At 56.8% G+C, this 17363-nt stretch carries 14 protein-coding genes; 8 read left to right on the top strand and 6 right to left on the bottom strand.

Features of this window, described 5'->3' with window-relative positions; genetic code table 11:
• Window position 1 precedes the first annotated feature (1 nt).
• The gene (locus BN1012_RS04540) at window positions 2-418 is read left to right on the top strand and encodes a PaaI family thioesterase (protein ID WP_052534580.1); all 417 of its coding nucleotides are present in this window, start codon (window positions 2-4) and stop codon (window positions 416-418) included.
• Here the strand turns inward: BN1012_RS04540 and BN1012_RS04535 are convergent.
• The 3 genes from BN1012_RS04535 to BN1012_RS04525 form a co-directional block, all read right to left on the bottom strand.
• A complete protein-coding gene (locus tag BN1012_RS04535; protein ID WP_043948705.1) occupies window positions 415-1251 on the bottom strand; it encodes a sulfite exporter TauE/SafE family protein in 837 nt (278 codons plus the stop codon). The two genes, BN1012_RS04540 and BN1012_RS04535, sit on opposite strands and share 4 nt — an antisense overlap.
• A 12-nt stretch (window positions 1252-1263) precedes the next feature.
• The gene (gene dusA, locus BN1012_RS04530; protein ID WP_063958484.1) at window positions 1264-2289 is read right to left on the bottom strand and encodes a tRNA dihydrouridine(20/20a) synthase DusA; all 1026 of its coding nucleotides are present in this window, start codon (window positions 2287-2289) and stop codon (window positions 1264-1266) included.
• Window positions 2290-2423: 134 nt separating this feature from the next.
• On the bottom strand, window positions 2424-3659 hold the full coding sequence (locus BN1012_RS04525) for an acyl-CoA dehydrogenase family protein (protein ID WP_043948703.1): 1236 nt from the start codon (window positions 3657-3659) through the stop codon (window positions 2424-2426).
• 179 nt (window positions 3660-3838) lie between these two features.
• Between BN1012_RS04525 and BN1012_RS04520 the strand changes: the two genes are divergently transcribed.
• The 3 genes from BN1012_RS04520 to BN1012_RS04510 all read left to right on the top strand — a co-directional run bounded on the left by BN1012_RS04520 (window position 3839) and on the right by BN1012_RS04510 (window position 6072).
• Window positions 3839-4258 (top strand): DUF4112 domain-containing protein, encoded by a 420-nt coding sequence (locus tag BN1012_RS04520; RefSeq protein ID WP_081826216.1) that lies wholly within the window; start codon window positions 3839-3841, stop codon window positions 4256-4258.
• Window positions 4259-4355: 97 nt separating this feature from the next.
• The gene (locus BN1012_RS04515) at window positions 4356-4874 is read left to right on the top strand and encodes a molybdenum cofactor synthesis domain-containing protein (RefSeq protein ID WP_043948702.1); all 519 of its coding nucleotides are present in this window, start codon (window positions 4356-4358) and stop codon (window positions 4872-4874) included.
• A gap of 16 nt (window positions 4875-4890) precedes the next feature.
• The gene (locus tag BN1012_RS04510; RefSeq protein ID WP_043948701.1) at window positions 4891-6072 is read left to right on the top strand and encodes a molybdopterin molybdotransferase MoeA; all 1182 of its coding nucleotides are present in this window, start codon (window positions 4891-4893) and stop codon (window positions 6070-6072) included.
• A 60-nt stretch (window positions 6073-6132) separates the two neighbouring features.
• On the opposite strand, the gene BN1012_RS04505 is transcribed toward BN1012_RS04510, so the two are convergent.
• The 3 genes from BN1012_RS04505 to BN1012_RS04495 all read right to left on the bottom strand — a co-directional run bounded on the left by BN1012_RS04505 (window position 6133) and on the right by BN1012_RS04495 (window position 9311).
• Complete coding sequence (locus BN1012_RS04505; RefSeq protein WP_043948700.1) at window positions 6133-7371, bottom strand: acyl-CoA dehydrogenase family protein; 1239 nt, start codon at window positions 7369-7371, stop codon at window positions 6133-6135.
• Between the two features lie 41 nt (window positions 7372-7412).
• Window positions 7413-8540, bottom strand: coding sequence for an acyl-CoA dehydrogenase family protein (locus BN1012_RS04500; protein ID WP_043948699.1), 1128 nt, complete (start codon window positions 8538-8540; stop codon window positions 7413-7415).
• Between the two features lie 264 nt (window positions 8541-8804).
• A complete protein-coding gene (locus BN1012_RS04495) occupies window positions 8805-9311 on the bottom strand; it encodes a MarR family winged helix-turn-helix transcriptional regulator (RefSeq protein WP_171815910.1) in 507 nt (168 codons plus the stop codon).
• A gap of 140 nt (window positions 9312-9451) precedes the next feature.
• On the opposite strand from BN1012_RS04495, the gene BN1012_RS04490 reads away from it, so the two are divergent.
• The 4 genes from BN1012_RS04490 (at window position 9452) to pepN (ending at window position 17184) form a co-directional block, all read left to right on the top strand.
• Window positions 9452-10600: an efflux RND transporter periplasmic adaptor subunit gene (locus tag BN1012_RS04490; protein ID WP_171815909.1), complete on the top strand. Its 1149-nt coding sequence runs from the start codon at window positions 9452-9454 to the stop codon at window positions 10598-10600.
• Window positions 10601-10614: 14 nt separating this feature from the next.
• Window positions 10615-13728: an efflux RND transporter permease subunit gene (locus BN1012_RS04485; protein WP_043948697.1), complete on the top strand. Its 3114-nt coding sequence runs from the start codon at window positions 10615-10617 to the stop codon at window positions 13726-13728.
• A 120-nt stretch (window positions 13729-13848) separates the two neighbouring features.
• Complete coding sequence (locus tag BN1012_RS04480; RefSeq protein ID WP_043948696.1) at window positions 13849-14406, top strand: hypothetical protein; 558 nt, start codon at window positions 13849-13851, stop codon at window positions 14404-14406.
• A 93-nt stretch (window positions 14407-14499) separates the two neighbouring features.
• Entirely contained in the window at window positions 14500-17184 is a 2685-nt protein-coding gene (gene pepN / locus BN1012_RS04475; protein WP_320408871.1) for an aminopeptidase N, read from the top strand.
• Window positions 17185-17363: the final 179 nt, after the last annotated feature.

The raw sequence follows: 17363 nt of genomic DNA, 5'->3' as shown, positions 1-17363 counted from the left end.
CATGAGCATAGTTCCTGACGGGTGGAAGCCCATCCATACATTCGACTACGACACCTTCGAGAAACTCGCCGGGCCGATCTACAAGCCTCCTCAACAGGTGGACGGCCAACAGCGCTATGGCTTTCTGGTCGAAAAACGTCACTGCAATCCGTATGGCATGCTTCATGGCGGCATGCTGTCCACGGTTGCGGATACGCTGCTGGGGTCGGTTGTCTTTCACGCCACAGGTGGCGTCCCCATTGCGACCATCTACCTGAATACAGAATTCATCGCCGGCGCCCGTGAAGGCGACTGGGTGGAAGGCAATGCCACCCTTCGCAAGAAGGGGCGACGCATCGTCTTCACGCAGGGAGATTTCTATGTGGGCGACAAGCTGATTGCGACCTCTGCCGGAGCATGGGCAATCATCGGCGCTTAGCCAACAAGAACACCGTAGAGCATCCGAATTGCCACCAACGCCAGGAAGGCCGCGAAGCCTCGCTTGAGTGTCTTTTGCAGCAATTTATGTGCGAGGCGCGCCCCAACCGGGGCCATCAGGATTGTAGCCGGCACGATGCAAGCAAACGCAATCAGGTTCACGTAGCCTATCGAGCCCGGAGGTGTGCCTGCCTCGTTCCATCCGCTGGCGATAAAGCCAAGCGTTGCCGGCACAGCGATGATGAGGCCAAGCCCCGCGCTCGTCGCTACCGCCTGATGGATCGTACGTCCACACAGCGTCATGACTGTGTTGCCGAAAGTGCCGCCGCCGATCCCCATCAATGTCGACAGAAATCCTATGATACCACCAATGGCATCGCGTCCCGGCCGGCCGGGAATGTCGTCGGCCAGTTTCCAGCTTGATTTTGCAAACGCCATATTGGCTGCCACCACCAATGCGATGACACCAAAAATGAGCGTCAACGCGGTGCCATCGATCATGTCCGCGACAGCAGTACCCGTCAACACGCCAGCTACAATCGGGAGAATCCAGCTCTTGAGGAGCGGGACATCCACGGCACCGGAGTTGAGATGACTGCGGAAAGATCGAATGGACGTGACGATGATCGTCGCGAGTGACGTGCCAACCGCAACATGCATCTTAACGGCTTCAGGAATTTCAAATGCCGTGAAGACGTAAAACAGCACCGGCACAATGACGATGCCACCGCCCACACCGAACAACCCGGCGACAAGACCTGCGAGCAGGCCTGCCGCAACCAGAGCTGAGACAAAGATCAGAAGAACTGAAAAATCGATACCGGCAAAATCCATGATGGGCGCTATCTACACGTCGTCAGCCGCATACGCACGTTCTTTTCTCTGTGCCACACCATCATCCGGATCAGGAACAAGCTGCGCCCCTGCGACAAGGACTTCCGGTCCCGCGCCTTTCTTGTGCATGTTCTCTGAGAGGTAGCGCCGGAAGGCCCTGGCGCCGGCTGCGCCGTGGAACAGCCCGATCACGTGCCGGGCCATCGAATTAAGCCGGGCACCGGCTGACAGCTCGGTTTCGACATATGGCAGAAATCTCTCCAGCACCTGGTGCCGGCTTGGAAGGGCGGCCTTGCTGCCAAAAATCCGCGAATCAACTGCCGCAAGCACATATGGCTCGTTGTAGGCCGTACGTCCCATCATCACTCCATCCATGTGGGTGAGATGCTCTTCGGCTTCTTCAATGGATTGTACGCCGCCGTTTATGCTTATGGGCCAGTCGGGGTGTTCCGCCTTCAACTCGTAGACAAGCGGGTAGTCCAGCGGCGGCACGTCACGGTTCTGCTTGGGGGACAGACCATCAAGCCATGCCATGCGCGCATGGACGATGAGTGCATCTGCCCCAGCTGCCCGCATAGTTCGGGCGAATGCCGGCAACACATCCGCAGGCACCTGATCGTCGACACCTATGCGGCATTTCACCGTTACCGGAATATCGACTTCGTTCTTCATCGCCTCCACACACCGCGCCACAAGGTCTGGCTCACGCATGAGGCACGCTCCGAAGCTGCCAGATTGCACCCGGTCAGAGGGGCAGCCGACATTGAGATTGATTTCGTCATAGGCCAGGTCAGCGCCAATTCGAGCGGCCTGTGCGAGCTCTGCAGGATCTGAACTGCCGAGTTGTAGAGCCACCGGATGCTCTACCGGCGAATAGCCAAGCAGATAGCCACGATCTCCATTTACCACCGCAGCCGCCGTTACCATTTCCGTGTAGAGGCGGGCGTGCTTCGTCATGCAGCGGTGGAACACGCGGCAGTGACGGTCTGTCCACTCCATCATGGGAGCGACGCTAAATCGGTGATCAACTTTGGCCATTCAACGGCTATGCCCAAACAAGATGCCAGTTCGCACATTCGCGCGGGTCCTGCAGACCGCGGCAGCATTGATTAAAATAGCGCAGGCTGTTCCGGTTATAACCGGAACAGCCTGCGCAAGATCGTGATCGCTATTTAAAGCAAGTCACCGCCGGCTGCAGCAGCTGTTGTGCCATCATTTTTGAAGGCGCGGATGACGTTCTTGCCGGTGATCCATTTGTGCACTTCATCAGGACCATCTACCAGACGCTGGGACCGGATGTCCGTGTACCAACCTGCCAATGGCGTGTCCGTGCTGTAACCCAGGGCACCGTGAAGCTGGATCGCGGTATCCACCACCTTGTGCACCATGTTGGCGAGGAAGACCTTGGCAATCCCGTTTTCCTGACGGATATCCAGGCCGTTTTCTGCCTTGTATGCGATGTGCATAAGCATGAGGCGGGCAATGTAGAGCTGGCTGGCACACTCAGCGAGCATGAACTGCACGCCCTGTCTGTCTTCCAGACCTTTGCCAAACGTAGAGCGCTCTGTGACATGCGCTGTCGCCAGATCAAGCGCACGCTGCGCCATTGCCACATTGTGCATGCCATGACGCAGCCGCCCATAGGCCAGACGATGCTGTCCCATGGCAAACCCCTGGCCTTCGCCACCCAGAAGGTTCTCCTCCGGAACAACAAGGTCCTCGATCTCGATCTCGCAGTGAGCAGCCCCCATTTGTTCAGCCACTTCGCTGTGATGCGCCATGGTGGGGATATTGCGAATGATTTTGTAGCCGGGATTGGGCAATTCAACGATGAAGGTCGAAAACTGCTGATGACGCGCAGCGTCAGGATTGGTCTTTGCCATCACCACTGCGATGTCAGCCACGTTGGCAGAACTTGAGAACCACTTCTCACCATTGAGAACGTAGTTACCGTTGCCGTCTTTGGTTGCGGTTGTCTGCATGCCCGTTGCGTCAGCGCCGGCTGCTTTTTCCGTCATGGAGTAACAGACCCGCTTGTCACCATTCAGAAATGGTTTGAGGTACTTTTCTTTCTGAAACTCAGTGCCATGGGCCAGCAGAGTAAGCATGGTCGCATCGTCGGGTCCCTGCGAGTTCATGGACAACGCACCAAGGTGGCTTTGGCCCAGTTCCATTTGCACTAGCGCATTGGAAAGGGGGCCAAGCCCCATACCGCCGAATTCCTTCGGCATGAATGGCAGCCATAGACCTTGAGCGCGCGCTTTCTTGCGGAGATCGGCCAGGACTGTCTTGTAGTCCTCGCCTTCAGCCATGCGTTTTTCCGCTGGAATGCACTCGTCCTGCACCCACTTGCGTACGCGGGCACGAACCTCTTTTGCATCGTCTGGAATTACGAAGTCGATCGCCATTTTTCTGTTCCTTGTCTTCAATGTTGAAGGTTTGTTTCTTTCGACCCCATTACAGCACACTCAGGTCACATTCGTCGTGGACTACAACCTTGGCGCCTTCAGCGCCATGTAAACTCAATGATTTCCGGCGTATGCTCTGCATTCCCGCCGCTTCAAGAACCTTCGAAGGAATTGTTTCAATGGCCGAGACACCCCGGGTACCGGATCAGGAAATCATTCTTCCCGACAGTCTGACCGGTGAGGAGCGCGAGACTGCTGAACGCATTGCAAAGCTGGCCAAGCTGCTTGATGCACAATTTCCCTTGCCAGGAACACAGGTCCGGCTTGGAGTGGATGGCTTGCTTGGGTTCATACCAGGCATTGGTGATGCCATCGGGCTTCTGCTGGCGGGATATATTTTTACTGAAGCATCACGGGCGAAAGTCAGAAAACGCACTCTGGCGGCAATGGCCGTGAACACCTTGCTGGATACAACTGTTGGTGCTGTGCCGGTTCTCGGCGATATCTTTGACATTGCCTTCAAGTCAAACATGCGAAATGCCCGATTGATCCTGAAGGACATTGAGCGGCGCGGGTCTCACCTGGAAGACAAAAACTAAACGCGTATTGCAAATACGACTGTTCCCTCCGGTCTCGCCCTGCAAAGCAGCATCCCCTATGGTTCGGCTTCCTGACAGTTGAGAGTGGAATTCACCCGTGACAGAAGCAGCCCCCAAAGTTGTCGGCTTTGCCGTTCTGACCATTTCCGATACCCGCGATGAAAGCACCGATACGTCGGGAGCTTACCTCATTGAAGAGATTGGTGCTGCGGGCCACAAGGTGGTTGATCGTGCCATCGTGTGGGATGAGCGCGATGCTATTGCGGCCAAACTTCAGCAGTGGATCGATGATCCCGCGATCAATGCCGTAATTTCAACCGGGGGTACCGGGCTTACAGGGCGCGACATCACGCCGGAAGTCTTTCACACCTTCTACGACAAGGAGATCGAAGGCTTCTCGGTCGTGTTCCACTTGGTGAGTTATGAGAGCGTCGGCGTCTCGACGCTGCAGTCGCGGGCCACCGCCGGTATCGCCGGGGAAACATTTCTGTTTGCTCTGCCGGGCTCCAGTGGTGCTGTACGCGATGGCTGGGAGAAGGTTCTCAAGGCTGAGTTCGATCATACTCACAAGCCATGTAACCTCATTGAAATGATTCCACGGCTTGGCGAGAAGTAAGATTTCAGTTCTTCGTATGATTTCAGTCGAAGAAGCCCGTGCGCAGATTGCCGCGGCGCTATCTTCCCTCAGCACCGAAACAGTGACGGCTGCGCGGGCCTTTGGTCGGACACTCTCACAGGATGTTGTCGCCAACCGCTCACAGCCACCCTCAGCAGTATCGGCAATGGACGGGTATGCCGTGCGTTCCGCCGACCTGGGCAAGGGCACTTTCTCCCTGCGCGGTGAATCGCGTGCTGGTGCCGGGCTGGATACTCCAATAGGGGAAATGCAGGCCGTACGTGTCTCAACCGGCGCCCGCATTCCCGAAGGATTGGACCAGGTTGTCATTCAGGAAAATGTCGAGATATCCGGCAACACACTGACCACAGATGATTTGGCAAACCCGGGCCGCCACATCCGTCCCGCGGGATCTGATTATGAGGATGGCCAACTTCTACTGGAAGCCGGCACCATTCTCAGCCCTGCCAAGGTCTCTCTTGCAGCAGCAGCCGGCTTTGGCAACATCCCCGTCATGCGGCGCCCACGTGTGGCTGTTCTGGCGACGGGTGACGAACTTGTACATGCCGGAGAAACACCAAAGGGCGATCAGATATTCAACTCCGGCACGCCGGGGCTGTCTGCTTTGATCTTTTCGATTGGTGGGCAACCCCTGTCGCTGGGCATCGCACGCGATGACCCCGAGGATGTGCGCGAAGCTCTTGCCTCTGCGGAAGGTGCGGACCTGCTGATCACCATTGGTGGCGCTTCCGTCGGGGACCACGACCACCTACGAAGCGTCTTCACGGAAGAAGGCGGCACGCTCATCTTTGAAAAAGTCAGGGTCAAGCCCGGCAAGCCTGCATGGTTCGGCAAACTCGGTGATTTGCCGGTTCTGGGCCTTCCCGGCAACCCGGTGTCCGCCATGGTCACCGCCCGGCTGTTTCTTGTTCCAGCCTTGCGCACCTTGCTTGGACAGCCCACCGCGCTGGCGCTTGGGTTCGAGACCGCAGTTCTGTCGGAAGCGCTTGAGACCAATGGTGACCGCGAAACTTATCTGCGCGGTGTTCGCGATGGGGCCACCGGCCCCGTCCGTGCAATGGCCAAGCAGGATTCATCCCACCTTGCAGCCTTGTCAGAAGCCAATGTGCTGATCCGGCGTCTCCCCGATGCACCGTCCTGCAAGGCGGGCGACACAGTTGAAGTAATGCCGCTCTAGCAAAAAACCGGCCCGGAGATTGCTCTCCGGGCCGGTTTCCACAACTCACATGATGTTGTGCTACTTGCCCTTTGGCAGTTCGTTGAACGCTGCATCCTTGTCCACACGCACATCCTGCGGCAGACCAAGCACACGCTCCGCCACAATGTTGCGCAGGATTTCATCAGTGCCGCCGGCAATGCGGTAACCCGCTGCGCCGAACCACTGAGCCTGGAAGCCACCGTTGAGCGGCGCAATGCTGCGGTCGGTAATGATGCCGCCCATATCTTCCATATCCATGGCGAAGGCAGCGAGGTCCTGCATCTTCGGAGCGGATACGATCTTGCCGATAGATGCTTCGGGACCAGGGGCCGTGCCCTTGGAAAGCGCTGTAATGGTGCGGAAGCGGTTCAGCTTCAGTCCCTGGCTTTCCACATACCAGTCCGCGATCTTTTCACGGACAGAAGACTGGGCGATGGCTGCCCCTTCTTCCATCTCGGTAGACCGAGCAAGCGCGAGCAATTCACCAAAGTCACCAGCGCCGGCACCACCGCCGACAGCGAGACGCTCGTTCATCAGTGTTGTGATGGCGGATTTCCACCCCTGGCCAACTTCACCAAGACGCTGGCTGTCCTTCACGCGTACGTCGGTGAAGAAGACTTCGTTGAAGCCTGAATCACCGGACATCTGCTTGATTGGACGCACTTCAACGCCTGGCGACTTCATGTCGAGCCAGAACATGGTTAGGCCCTTGTGCTTGGGCACATTGGGGTCTGTCCGGGTGATGATGATGCCAAAGTCAGAGAACTGGGCACCTGACGTCCAGACCTTCTGACCATTGATGACCCATTCGTCACCGTCTTTTTCAGCCTTGGTGCGGATGCCTGCGACGTCAGAACCAGCAGCGGGCTCTGAGAAGAGCTGACACCAGATTTCTTCACCGCGCAAAGCCGGGCCAACAACCCGCTTGCAGGTTTCTGGGTCTGCGTAAGTCATTACGGTCGGCACACACATGCCAAGGCCAATTTCAAAGACACCGCCTGGAACGGAGAACTTGGCTTCTTCCTGCGAGTAGATGACCGACTCGATGGGCGTGCCGCCGCGGCCGCCCCATTCCTTGGGCCATGTAATCTGCGCGTAGCCGGCTGCAGCCTTCTTGGCCTGCCATTCCTTCGCGCGCTTCACCAACTCATCGTCGGACATGTTGCTGCGATTGCGTGAATTCTCGCCGGACGCTGACTTGAGCCGTGCATTCTGTGAGAGCCAGTCGTAGCACTCTTTGCGGAAGGCGGCTTCTTCTTTGGTATCGTCGAAATCCATGATGGACCTCCTGGTTTGTCAAAATATCTGAGTGCGGGTTCCTAAGCGGCGTTACGCTGTTCTAGCTGCCGCACGATGCGTTCTTTCCAACCACCAACGGCACCAAGGGCAAGGCCCAGAAGTTTCGAACGGCGATAGTAAAACTGAGTGTTGGCTTCCCATGTGTAGCCAATGCCGCCATGGGTCTGGATGTTCTCCTGCGCTGCGAAGCGGAAAGCTTCCGTCGCTGCCACGCGCGCACCAGCTGCCGCCAGTGGCAGTTCAGGTGAGTTTGTGGAGAGCGCCCAGGCACCGTAGTAGCAATGACCACGAGCCAGCTCGAGTTTCACATACATGTCGGCAAGCTTATGCTTGATGGCCTGGTACGAGCCGATCTGACGACCGAATGCATAGCGATCAAGCGCATAGCCTTTGGCCATTTCCAGAGCTGCCTGCGTGCCACCCAGTTGCTCAAACGCAAACAGGACCGCTGCACAGTTCATCACGTCCTGCGTCGCGGACCAGCCGTCGCCTTCCTTGCCCAGCAGATCTGCGGGAGCGCCGTCAAAGGTGATGGTTGCATGGCTGCGGGTTGGATCGATTGTCGAAACGGTTTCGCGGGACACACCCGCTCCGGTCAGATCCACCAGAGCAAGAGACAAATCCCCTTCGCTCGTGCCCGACCCTGTTTTCACAACAACCACGGCAAAGTCGGCGACGTCTCCATCCGCCACAGGCAGTTTGGTGCCCGAAAGCTTGCCCCCTGACAAAGTAGTGGTGATGGTCCGCGCGGTCGGTGCCTGCACACCTTCAGCAAAGGCGAAGCAGCCAATGGCTTCGCCGGATGCGACCTTTGGCAGCCAAGCCTGTTTTTGCTCTTCAGAACCAAAACGGTTGATCGCTTCGGACGCAAGATACACAGATGATGAAAGCGGCACCGGCGCGCATGCGCGGCCAAGTTCTTCCGCAATCACGCAGAGCTCAAGATAGCCAAGTCCAAGCCCGCCATAAGCTTCCGGGATTGTTGTTCCCAGGAATCCCATCTCGGCCAAGCCCTGCCACAACGTCTTGTCATAAGGCGCATCGCTCTCGAGGATTTTGCGCACATCCTCCGGCTTGCATTTGTCCGCCAGAAATTTTGCTGCCTGGTCTTTCAGGAGCTTCTGGTCATCGGAGAAATCAAAATTCATGATCTATTTCCTCAACCCTGCTGATTTCATACATGCGCGCTTGAACAATCCTGCATTGCGGACTGGCGCGTCTGCTTTGTTTGAACCTCTTGTGGCACTCGGACGACCGTCGACAGAGCGCTAGCCCTTGTTTTCTGAGGCAAAAACTAGCGCGCGGCAAGGCCATGAAAAGGGCATTTTTGGGTTTACCCGTGCCCAAACGGGTTTGACGTAGCGTCAGCCTGTCATGCTGCATTGTAAGCGGTTGAAGGGTAATTTGAGAGGTTAGGTCGCTGGTTCGCCATTGGCCTCATCAAGAGCCATGAGATTGGTCTTGATGCGCAGCAGAGCATTTGTCACGCGCTCCAACTCAGCAACTGAAATCCCCTGCAATGCCGGGTCAAATATCTCCTCACCAAGTGAGACCATTTCAGCGGCCACTGACGCAAATTTTTGTGTGAGATAGACCCGCTTTACCCGCCGGTCCTGTGCGTCCGGTTTGCGGCGGACAAAACCTGCTTCTTCCAGCCGGTCCACCAGTTTCCCCAATGGTGCCCTTTCCATATCCAACATGTCTGCGAGGGCCGTCTGAATTTGGCCGTCGGTGCGCCTTAACGCGGCAAGCACCCTGCCCTGGGCCTGTGTCAGGCCAATCTCCCGCATCCGTCTGTCGAACAATCTGCCGATCAGCCGTTGAACATCATAGACAGACCAGGCGAATTCACCCTCAAGGCTGAGCTCGTTTGTCATGTCTGCGGCGGCACGCTCAGCGTGGGTTTCGGCATTAGGCATCATCATTCCCGGCGATACAGTCGGTTTTGGCTGGATCAAGAAGAGCCCGACATATTGTATCCACGGATATATTATGCGTGAATACAAAAGTACAGATTTGGCTATGGCCATTCAGCTTGAATCAATGGGACATGATGGTGATGAGTACCAGAGCATTTCTTCTGAGCGCGGCGGCACTGGCCGTTGCGCTTTCCGCATGTGGTGACGGTGGCGGTGACGCTGCCAGTCTGGAAACGGCTCCGGATCCAGTCATCATGGCGTCTTCGGTCGTGGAGAAGATAAGCATCGAGCAGCCCATTGTCGGGACAGGTACAATGGCTCCTCTGCAGAGTACAGACCTTGGTCCCCGGGTTGATGGCATCATTGAAGAGATATTTGTCCGGGTCGGGCAGCGTGTCTCAAAGGACGAGCCTCTCTTCAGCACCCGCGACACAGAACTCAAGCTGAAAGTCTCAGAGCTTGAAAACGAGTTGAAACTCGCATCCGCGACCGCAAAGCAGGCCAGTCGCGACTTCAACCGCATTTCCAAACTTCACAAGCGGGGTAACGCCTCCGCCGGTGCTCTGGATAAGTCCCGCGCCGCCCATGAATCCGCACAAGCCCGTTTTGGCATTGCAGAAGCAAAGCTCGGGCAGATCAAACAGGCTCTGGAAGATGCGATTGTCAAAGCACCCTTTGATGGCGTGATCACCGCACGCAATGTGCATGAGGGTACCTTCATGGCGACCCGCATGGGTGGCGGCGGTATGATGGGACCATCCGGCGTGGTTCAGATCATGGAGATACACATCGTCGCGGCCATCGTGGATGTCCCTGAAGTGCACCTGTCAAAGTTTGAGGTTGGTACACGCGCCAAGGTCATTATCGACGGACTGAATGATGAGTTTGAAAGTGAAATCCACCGCATCAATGACTTCATAGATCCGGTGAAGCGCACCATCGAAGTGCGCATTGGTATCGCCAATGACGACTATCGCATCAAGCCAGGTTCCTTTGCGCGCGCCCTGATTTATCCACCCGCCCGCGAGGTCCTCACCCTTCCGCGTGGTGCTGTGCTCGGCTTTGAAGAACAACGATATGTGTTCGTGGAGGAAAACGGGATTGCCAAACGCAGGCCGGTGCGGACGACCCAGCTGGACGCTGAACGCGTCGTGGTGCTGGAGGGCTTGTCTCAGGGAGCTGAAGTTCTGTCGGGCCCGGGACTACGGACGCTGGTTGAGGATGATCCGGTAATTGTATCCGCCCCCGGAGAACCAATCGCTGCCGTCACAACCGACGAACCAGCTTAGGCGGGAGCAGAACCATGTGGATTTCAGACGTTTCCATTCGACGCCCGGTCTTTGCAGTCATGCTGGTTGGCGCATTTGTTGTGCTGGGCTGGATTTCTCTTGGCCGCATCGGCGTTGACCTCTTCCCACGCGTCGAGTTTCCCTATGTCTCGGTTACAACCCTTCTTGAAGGGGCCGCCCCGGAGACCATTGAAACTGAAGTTACGGATTCTGTTGAAGAGCAGGTCAACACGATTTCAGGCATAGAGAGCCTGCGCTCCATCAGCTCCGAAGGTCATAGCGCCGTCAATATCGAGTTTGGTCTCGACGAGAATGTGGACGTCAAAGCGCAGGATGTGCGCGACAAGGTCTCACTCGCCGTCGGTGACCTCCCGGGCGATGCCGAGCAGCCAATCGTACAGAAGGTGGACCCGGACGCGCAGCCGATCATGTCGGTCATGATTTCCGGCGACATGCCCGTGCGCGAGATCACCCGCTATGCAGACCGTGTTGTGAAGGAGCAACTACAGCGCGTTCCGGGTGTCGGGTCCATTCGACTTGTTGGTGGTCGTGACCGGGAAGTGCGCATCTGGCTTGATGCTGTGCGCCTGCGCGCCTACGGCGTAACGGCGCAGGACGTCATAGATGCGGTGCGCCGTGAGCACGCTGAAATCCCAGGTGGGCGTCTCGATACGGTCGGTCTGCGGTCGGAATTCTCAGTTAAGACCAAGGGTGAAGTTCAGAACATCGCAGAGTTTGGCGACATCGTTGTCGCGTTCCGCGAGACCGGGCCCACTCGAGTACGCGACGTGGCCCGCGTTGAGGACGGCATGGAAGATTTGCGGTCCTACGCTGAACTCGACGGAAAGCCGGGGGTCAGTCTCGAGGTACGACGGCAGTCTGGCCGCAACACCGTTGAAGTGGCTCAGGCCATTCGGGCGCAACTAGCTGAAATCAGAAAAACAGCTCCTGAAGGTGTGCGTCTGCTTGCAGCGCGCGACACGTCCAAGTTCATCGAAGATTCTGTGAATGATGTCTTTGGCGACATCGGGCTTGGCGTCATCCTTGTTGTGCTTGTCACACTGGCTTTTCTTTTGTCGTTGCGCGCAACAGCCATCGTGGCCATTGCCATGCCAACGGCACTGATCTCCACATTCTTTGCATTCTACGTAATGGGCTTCACGCTCAACATGATGACGCTTATGGCTCTGTCCGTTGCGGTTGGGCTGCTGGTTGATGATGCCATCGTTATCCTGGAGAGCATTCACCGTCAGCTTGAGGATGGCCATCCGCCCATGCAGGCGGCGTCGCTAGGCGTGAAGAAAGTCGGCCCGGCAGTTCTTTCGGGGTCCCTGTCTATTGCCGCGGTCTTTGTTCCCATTGCCTTTATGGATGGGATCGTCGGTCGGTTCTTCTTCCAATATGGGCTGGCAATTGTGTTTTCGGTCGGTGTGTCGCTCATGTGCTCGCTGACACTTACTCCGATGCTATGCGCGCGTTTTCTCGAGCGAAACGAAGACGGCAGTCTTGGGCGGATCGGTCAGTTCTTTGACCATGCGTATGTGCGCCTTGAAGCTATCTATGGACGCCTTCTCGATTTTGCCTTGGCACAACGCTGGATCATCGTGCTGCTTGCTGGCGCGACCATGGTGCTTGGCGTTTTTGTTGCCGGTCTCGTGCCATCCGCCTTTGACACACGGGCTGACCGTTCGGAATTTCTGGGTCAGCTTGAGCTGCCATTTGGTGCAGGCGTGGAACAAACGCGCGAAGTTGCAAGCCGGGCCGCTGCATCAATCCGCCGGGTTGAGAATGTCAGATCTGTCTTCTTTACGGTTGGTGGCGACAGCCGCGAGCGGGTCAACCAGGCATCGTTCTACATTGCCCTAACAGCCAAGGGTGATCGAGACGTGGGGTTCATTCCCATCATGGATGCAACACGCGCTGCCATGCTGAAGGCCGCTCCGGAAACGACCCACATTTCCCTCACCGATGTTCCCTGGATATCCGGCGGTGGCTTTACCAACTTTGAACTCGAATACTCAATGTCGGGACCCGACCTTGATGTACTGCGCCAGCGTACGGATCTGATTTCGTCGCGCATGAGAGAAGCGGGAATTTTCCGCGACATCAAAACCTCATTTGAAGAAGGCAAGCCTGAGGTCCAGGTCATCGTAGACCGTGTGCGGGCCGCCGACCTATCGGTTCCTGTGCGTTCGCTCGCTGACACGGTGCGTGCCCTTGTGGGTGGTGTTGACGTAGCGACCTTCGAAGAGTTCGGCCAACGCTATGATGTGCGCGTCCGACTTGAGGAAGACCAACGTCATGAATTGCACCAACTCGAGCTCATTCAGGTTCGCGCCTCAGACCGCGAGCTGATTGATCTTGCCAATCTGGCCGCGTTCAATGTTGAGGCAGGACCCGCACAAATTGATCGCTCAAACCGCTCTCGCAAAATTTCAATCTTCGCAAATACCGGCCCGGGCGTTGCCATGGGTGACGCGACAGCCGAGTTTGAACGCATCATTGACTCAGCCCGCATGCCGCAAAACTACACCGTGACAGCGGAAGGCAGAGCCAAGCGAATGAAGGAAACGACAGAAGCTATTGGCTTTGCCTTCATGCTTGCCCTTGTCGCGCTGTATATGATCCTGGCAAGCCAGTTCAACAGCTTCACGCAGCCCCTGGTTATCATGCTGACAGCACCCCTCTCGTTTGTGGGTGCTTTCATCGCGATCTACCTGGCTGGTGAAACGATGACCATGTTTGCCCAAATCGGTCTGCTTGCACTGATGGGGCTGGTCATGAAAAACGGCATTCTTCTCATCGACTATGCCAACCAGGCACATGATGGTGGCATGTCCGCTCGTGACGCCATGAGAGAGGCAGGCCCGGTCCGTCTGCGCCCGGTGCTGATGACAGCCCTTTCGACCATCTGCGGCATGATCCCGGTGGCCATGTCAGTCAGTCAGGGTGCCGAGTTCCGCAACGGGATGGGATTCCTGGTCATTGGCGGTCTGACGTCATCCACCGCCCTTACACTAGTGGTCGTCCCTGTCGCATATACGTTGATGGCGGATGCACGCAGTGGTGTCGACGCTGGCTTTGCTAAGCTCAAAAGCATCTGGCCGGGGTTCAAAAAGTCTGCGTGACTGCGGTTTTTGGCTGATTTCCGAGGCAATTGAACAGAGTGGCTTAAATCGGCCTTAACTCGGGTTGTGCCATGCTCATACGGTTGACGACCTTCACTTTACCGCATGCGGAGCAGAACCATGGCCAAGGCGCAGTTCCACAAGAACCAGCGCGTTTACGTCAAACCCGTCGGCACCTGGGCTCAGATTGAGCACGTGTTGCCGCAATGGGTAAAGGACGTGGAAGAACCAATCCGCATTACCTATGACGTGGGTCTTGGCCGCGAATTCGGTGCGGAAGAACTGGCCAGTGAAGCCACGTCCGAACAGGTCTCCGGCTATGACGGCGAGAACTGGCGCGTCATGCGCGGGAAAAACAAGTGGCAGCAGCCCGACGAGTGCAGCCATCACCCCCATCCAGGTACCTATCCAATTGTGGTCACAGGTGAAAACGACTGGGGTGGCTGGCGTGTACCAGGTTCTGAATATGACCTTTACCCGGAGCGCATCGAGTTTCAGGCGCGTCTCATTTCAGGCAGCATCCGTCTCTATCGGCTGACACGTGAGCTGGTGGGCTATGCGGAAGATCAGCCGGAGAATATCTCCAACGAGCTGATGAGCCTTATTCAGGACGCCAAACAGACACTCAAAGCTGTTGAGCAGGACCCTGATGGACTTTCTGAAGAGACCGTCGCGTAGCGCCAACAAGTTCGCCTTTTATCCTGCATCCCATCGCCTATAGTACGCGTCCGTTATTTGGACGCGAATTGTACAATAGTCAGTGGAAATACGTTGAGCGCTTTGACTGAGGGCACATCGCCCGCCATGCCCCCTGCCCCGTCACCGGTACATCTTGCTGACTACACGCCGCCACCCTGGCTGGTGGACATAGTCACACTCGATGTTCAGCTCGCACCGACAGCCACACGGGTAACGGCAAAAACAAAGCTGAAGCCAAACCCCGAAGCCGCCGCCACCACCTCCATCGGGCTGGACGGTGAACGGATGCAGCTCATTTCCGTTTCACTGGACGGCCAACTGCTTGGTTGCGATGCCTACACCGTCTCTGAATCAAAGCTGACGCTCCATGATGTAACGGCGGAGCCGCATGAGCTTGTCATCGAGTCCGAATGTGACCCTCAGGCCAACACGTCCCTTACGGGTCTTTACAGATCCAACGGAGTTTACTGCACACAGTGTGAGGCAGAGGGCTTCCGACGCATCACCTATTTTCCTGATCGTCCGGATGTATTAGCCATCTACACGGTTCGCCTGGAAGCAGACAAAACTGAATGCCCCATCCTTTTGGCCAACGGCAACCAGGTTGCGCAGGGCGATCTTGCGGATGGTCGCCACTTTGCAGAATGGCACGACCCGCACCCCAAACCGGCCTACCTGTTCGCCATGGTCGCCGGCGATCTTGATTGCGTGTCTGACAGTTTCACCACGATGTCTGGACGTGATGTCGCGCTGGGCATCTATGTGGAGCATGGGAAAGCTGACCGTACGGCCTACGCGATGGATTCCCTCAAGCGCTCCATGAGATGGGATGAAGAGGTGTTCGGTCGGGAATATGACCTTGATGTCTTCAACATCGTTGCTGTCTCAGACTTCAATATGGGCGCCATGGAAAACAAGGGCCTCAATGTCTTCAACGACAAATACATTCTGGTGCGCCCGGACACAGCAACTGACGCGGACTATGCCAATGTCGAGGCCATTATCGCTCACGAATATTTCCACAACTGGAGCGGTAACCGCGTCACGTGTCGCGACTGGTTCCAGCTCTGCCTGAAGGAAGGTCTTACGGTTTTCCGCGACCAGGAGTTCTCCAGCGACATGCGTTCGCGGCCGGTAAAGCGCATTGCAGACGTCAAGACGCTTCGGGCGCATCAATACCCGGAAGATGCCGGCCCACTGGCCCACCCGGTGCGGCCGTCAAGCTACATTGAGATCAACAACTTCTATACAGCGACCGTGTATGAAAAAGGCGCTGAAGTCGTCCGCATGTTGAAGACGCTCATCGGCCCGGACGCCTTCAGGAACGGAATGGACGCCTATTTCGAAAAGAATGACGGGCGCGCCGCGACCGTCGAAGACTTTATCTCTGCGATGGAAGATGCATCTGGTCGTGACCTTGCACAATTCAAGCGGTGGTATGATCAAGCCGGTACCCCCGAACTGGTTGTGTCGGGAAAGTACTCACCGATTGACGAAACCTTCGACCTGACTGTTGCGCAATCGACAGCACCAACACCAGGCCAGAGCGCCAAAGCCCCGCTGCACATTCCGCTTGCCATGGGGCTGATCGGCAAGGACGGCACGAGCTTGCCGCTGCATCTTTCCGACACGAACACAGACGGCGACGCAGAGACGCAAACCGTTGTTGAGCTGACGGGATACGAACAGACTTTTACCTTCGAGAAGGTCACCTCGCCGCCGGTCCTTTCGGTCCTTCGCGGATTCTCGGCGCCGGTAAAACTCACCACGAATGGTGGAGACAAAGACTGGCTGTTCCGGATGGCCCATGATCCGGACCCTTGCGCACGCTGGGAAGCTGGCCAGACCTATGCCCGCGAACTTCTGGTCAACATCACACGCGCCATGAGCGCCGGAGACAGACCACGGCGCGGCACCCGATACGCAGATGCGCTCAGGCATGTGTTGGAGGACGACAGTCTGGAGCCCGCATTCGCAGCCATGATGCTTGATCTCCCCGGTGAGGCGGAGCTGGCGCAGCATATCGGCCAGAACGTAGATGCAGATGCCGTGCACAATGCCCGAAAGCACCTGCAGTCAGCGGTCGCAGACCAGCTCGGCGATCTGTTGCTGGATCGATACTCACAGCTTCAGTCCAATGCAGCCTACAGCCCTGACGCAGACCAGGCAGGCCGCAGGGCCTTGAAGAACGCATGCCTTCGACTTTACGCGGGTCTGGGCAACGAGAACTCTGCGCGGATTGCAGCTGTACAGTTTTCTTCCGCCAACAACATGACTGATATGGAAGCGGCACTGGCAACGCTCACGCACATGCAGCGTGAGGAACGTCAAACTGCCTTTGATGCCTTTTATGAACGCGCCGCCGGTGACCCTCTTCTACTTGATAAGTGGTTTTCGCTGCAGGCCATGTCCTCCCGAACAGACACGCGCCAAGCTGTAGAAGCTCTCATGGACCATTCAGACTTCTCCATGAAACGGCCCAATACAGTCAGATCTCTCATCGGCGTATTTGCCGGATCAAATCCTGTACGTTTCCATGCAGGCGACGGCAGTGGCTATCGTCTGCTGACTCAGGTGGTCCGTGATCTTGATCCAATCAACCCACAGGTGGCAGCTCGCCTCTTGGGCACACTCAAGAGCTGGCGTGTCTACGATGATGCCCGCAAATCCGAGGCGGTGCGCTCCGTAGGTGATTTGCTGGATGGCGGAAAACTGTCAGAAGACGTCTATGAGATAGCAACCCGCATGATTGCGTAGTGGCTAATCGCGAGTCAGAAGAAGTGAAATGCGGTGCGTGGAATTCGCGCGCGGCGAATCGTGAGTCTCAACTGCCACACAATTCAGCCCCTTAACGAAAAGTTAACGCGGCCCTGTCGCCCGTTGTGGACAGCCGGACTCCACATTGCGAATCATCAGTAACGATTCGCATTGTGGGG

Source organism: Candidatus Phaeomarinobacter ectocarpi, from assembly GCF_000689395.1.
In the GTDB taxonomy this organism is placed as follows: domain Bacteria; phylum Pseudomonadota; class Alphaproteobacteria; order CGMCC-115125; family CGMCC-115125; genus Pyruvatibacter; species Pyruvatibacter ectocarpi.
The sequence above is the reverse complement of the archived record's forward strand: the minus strand, read 5'-3'. Positions and strand labels throughout refer to the sequence as shown.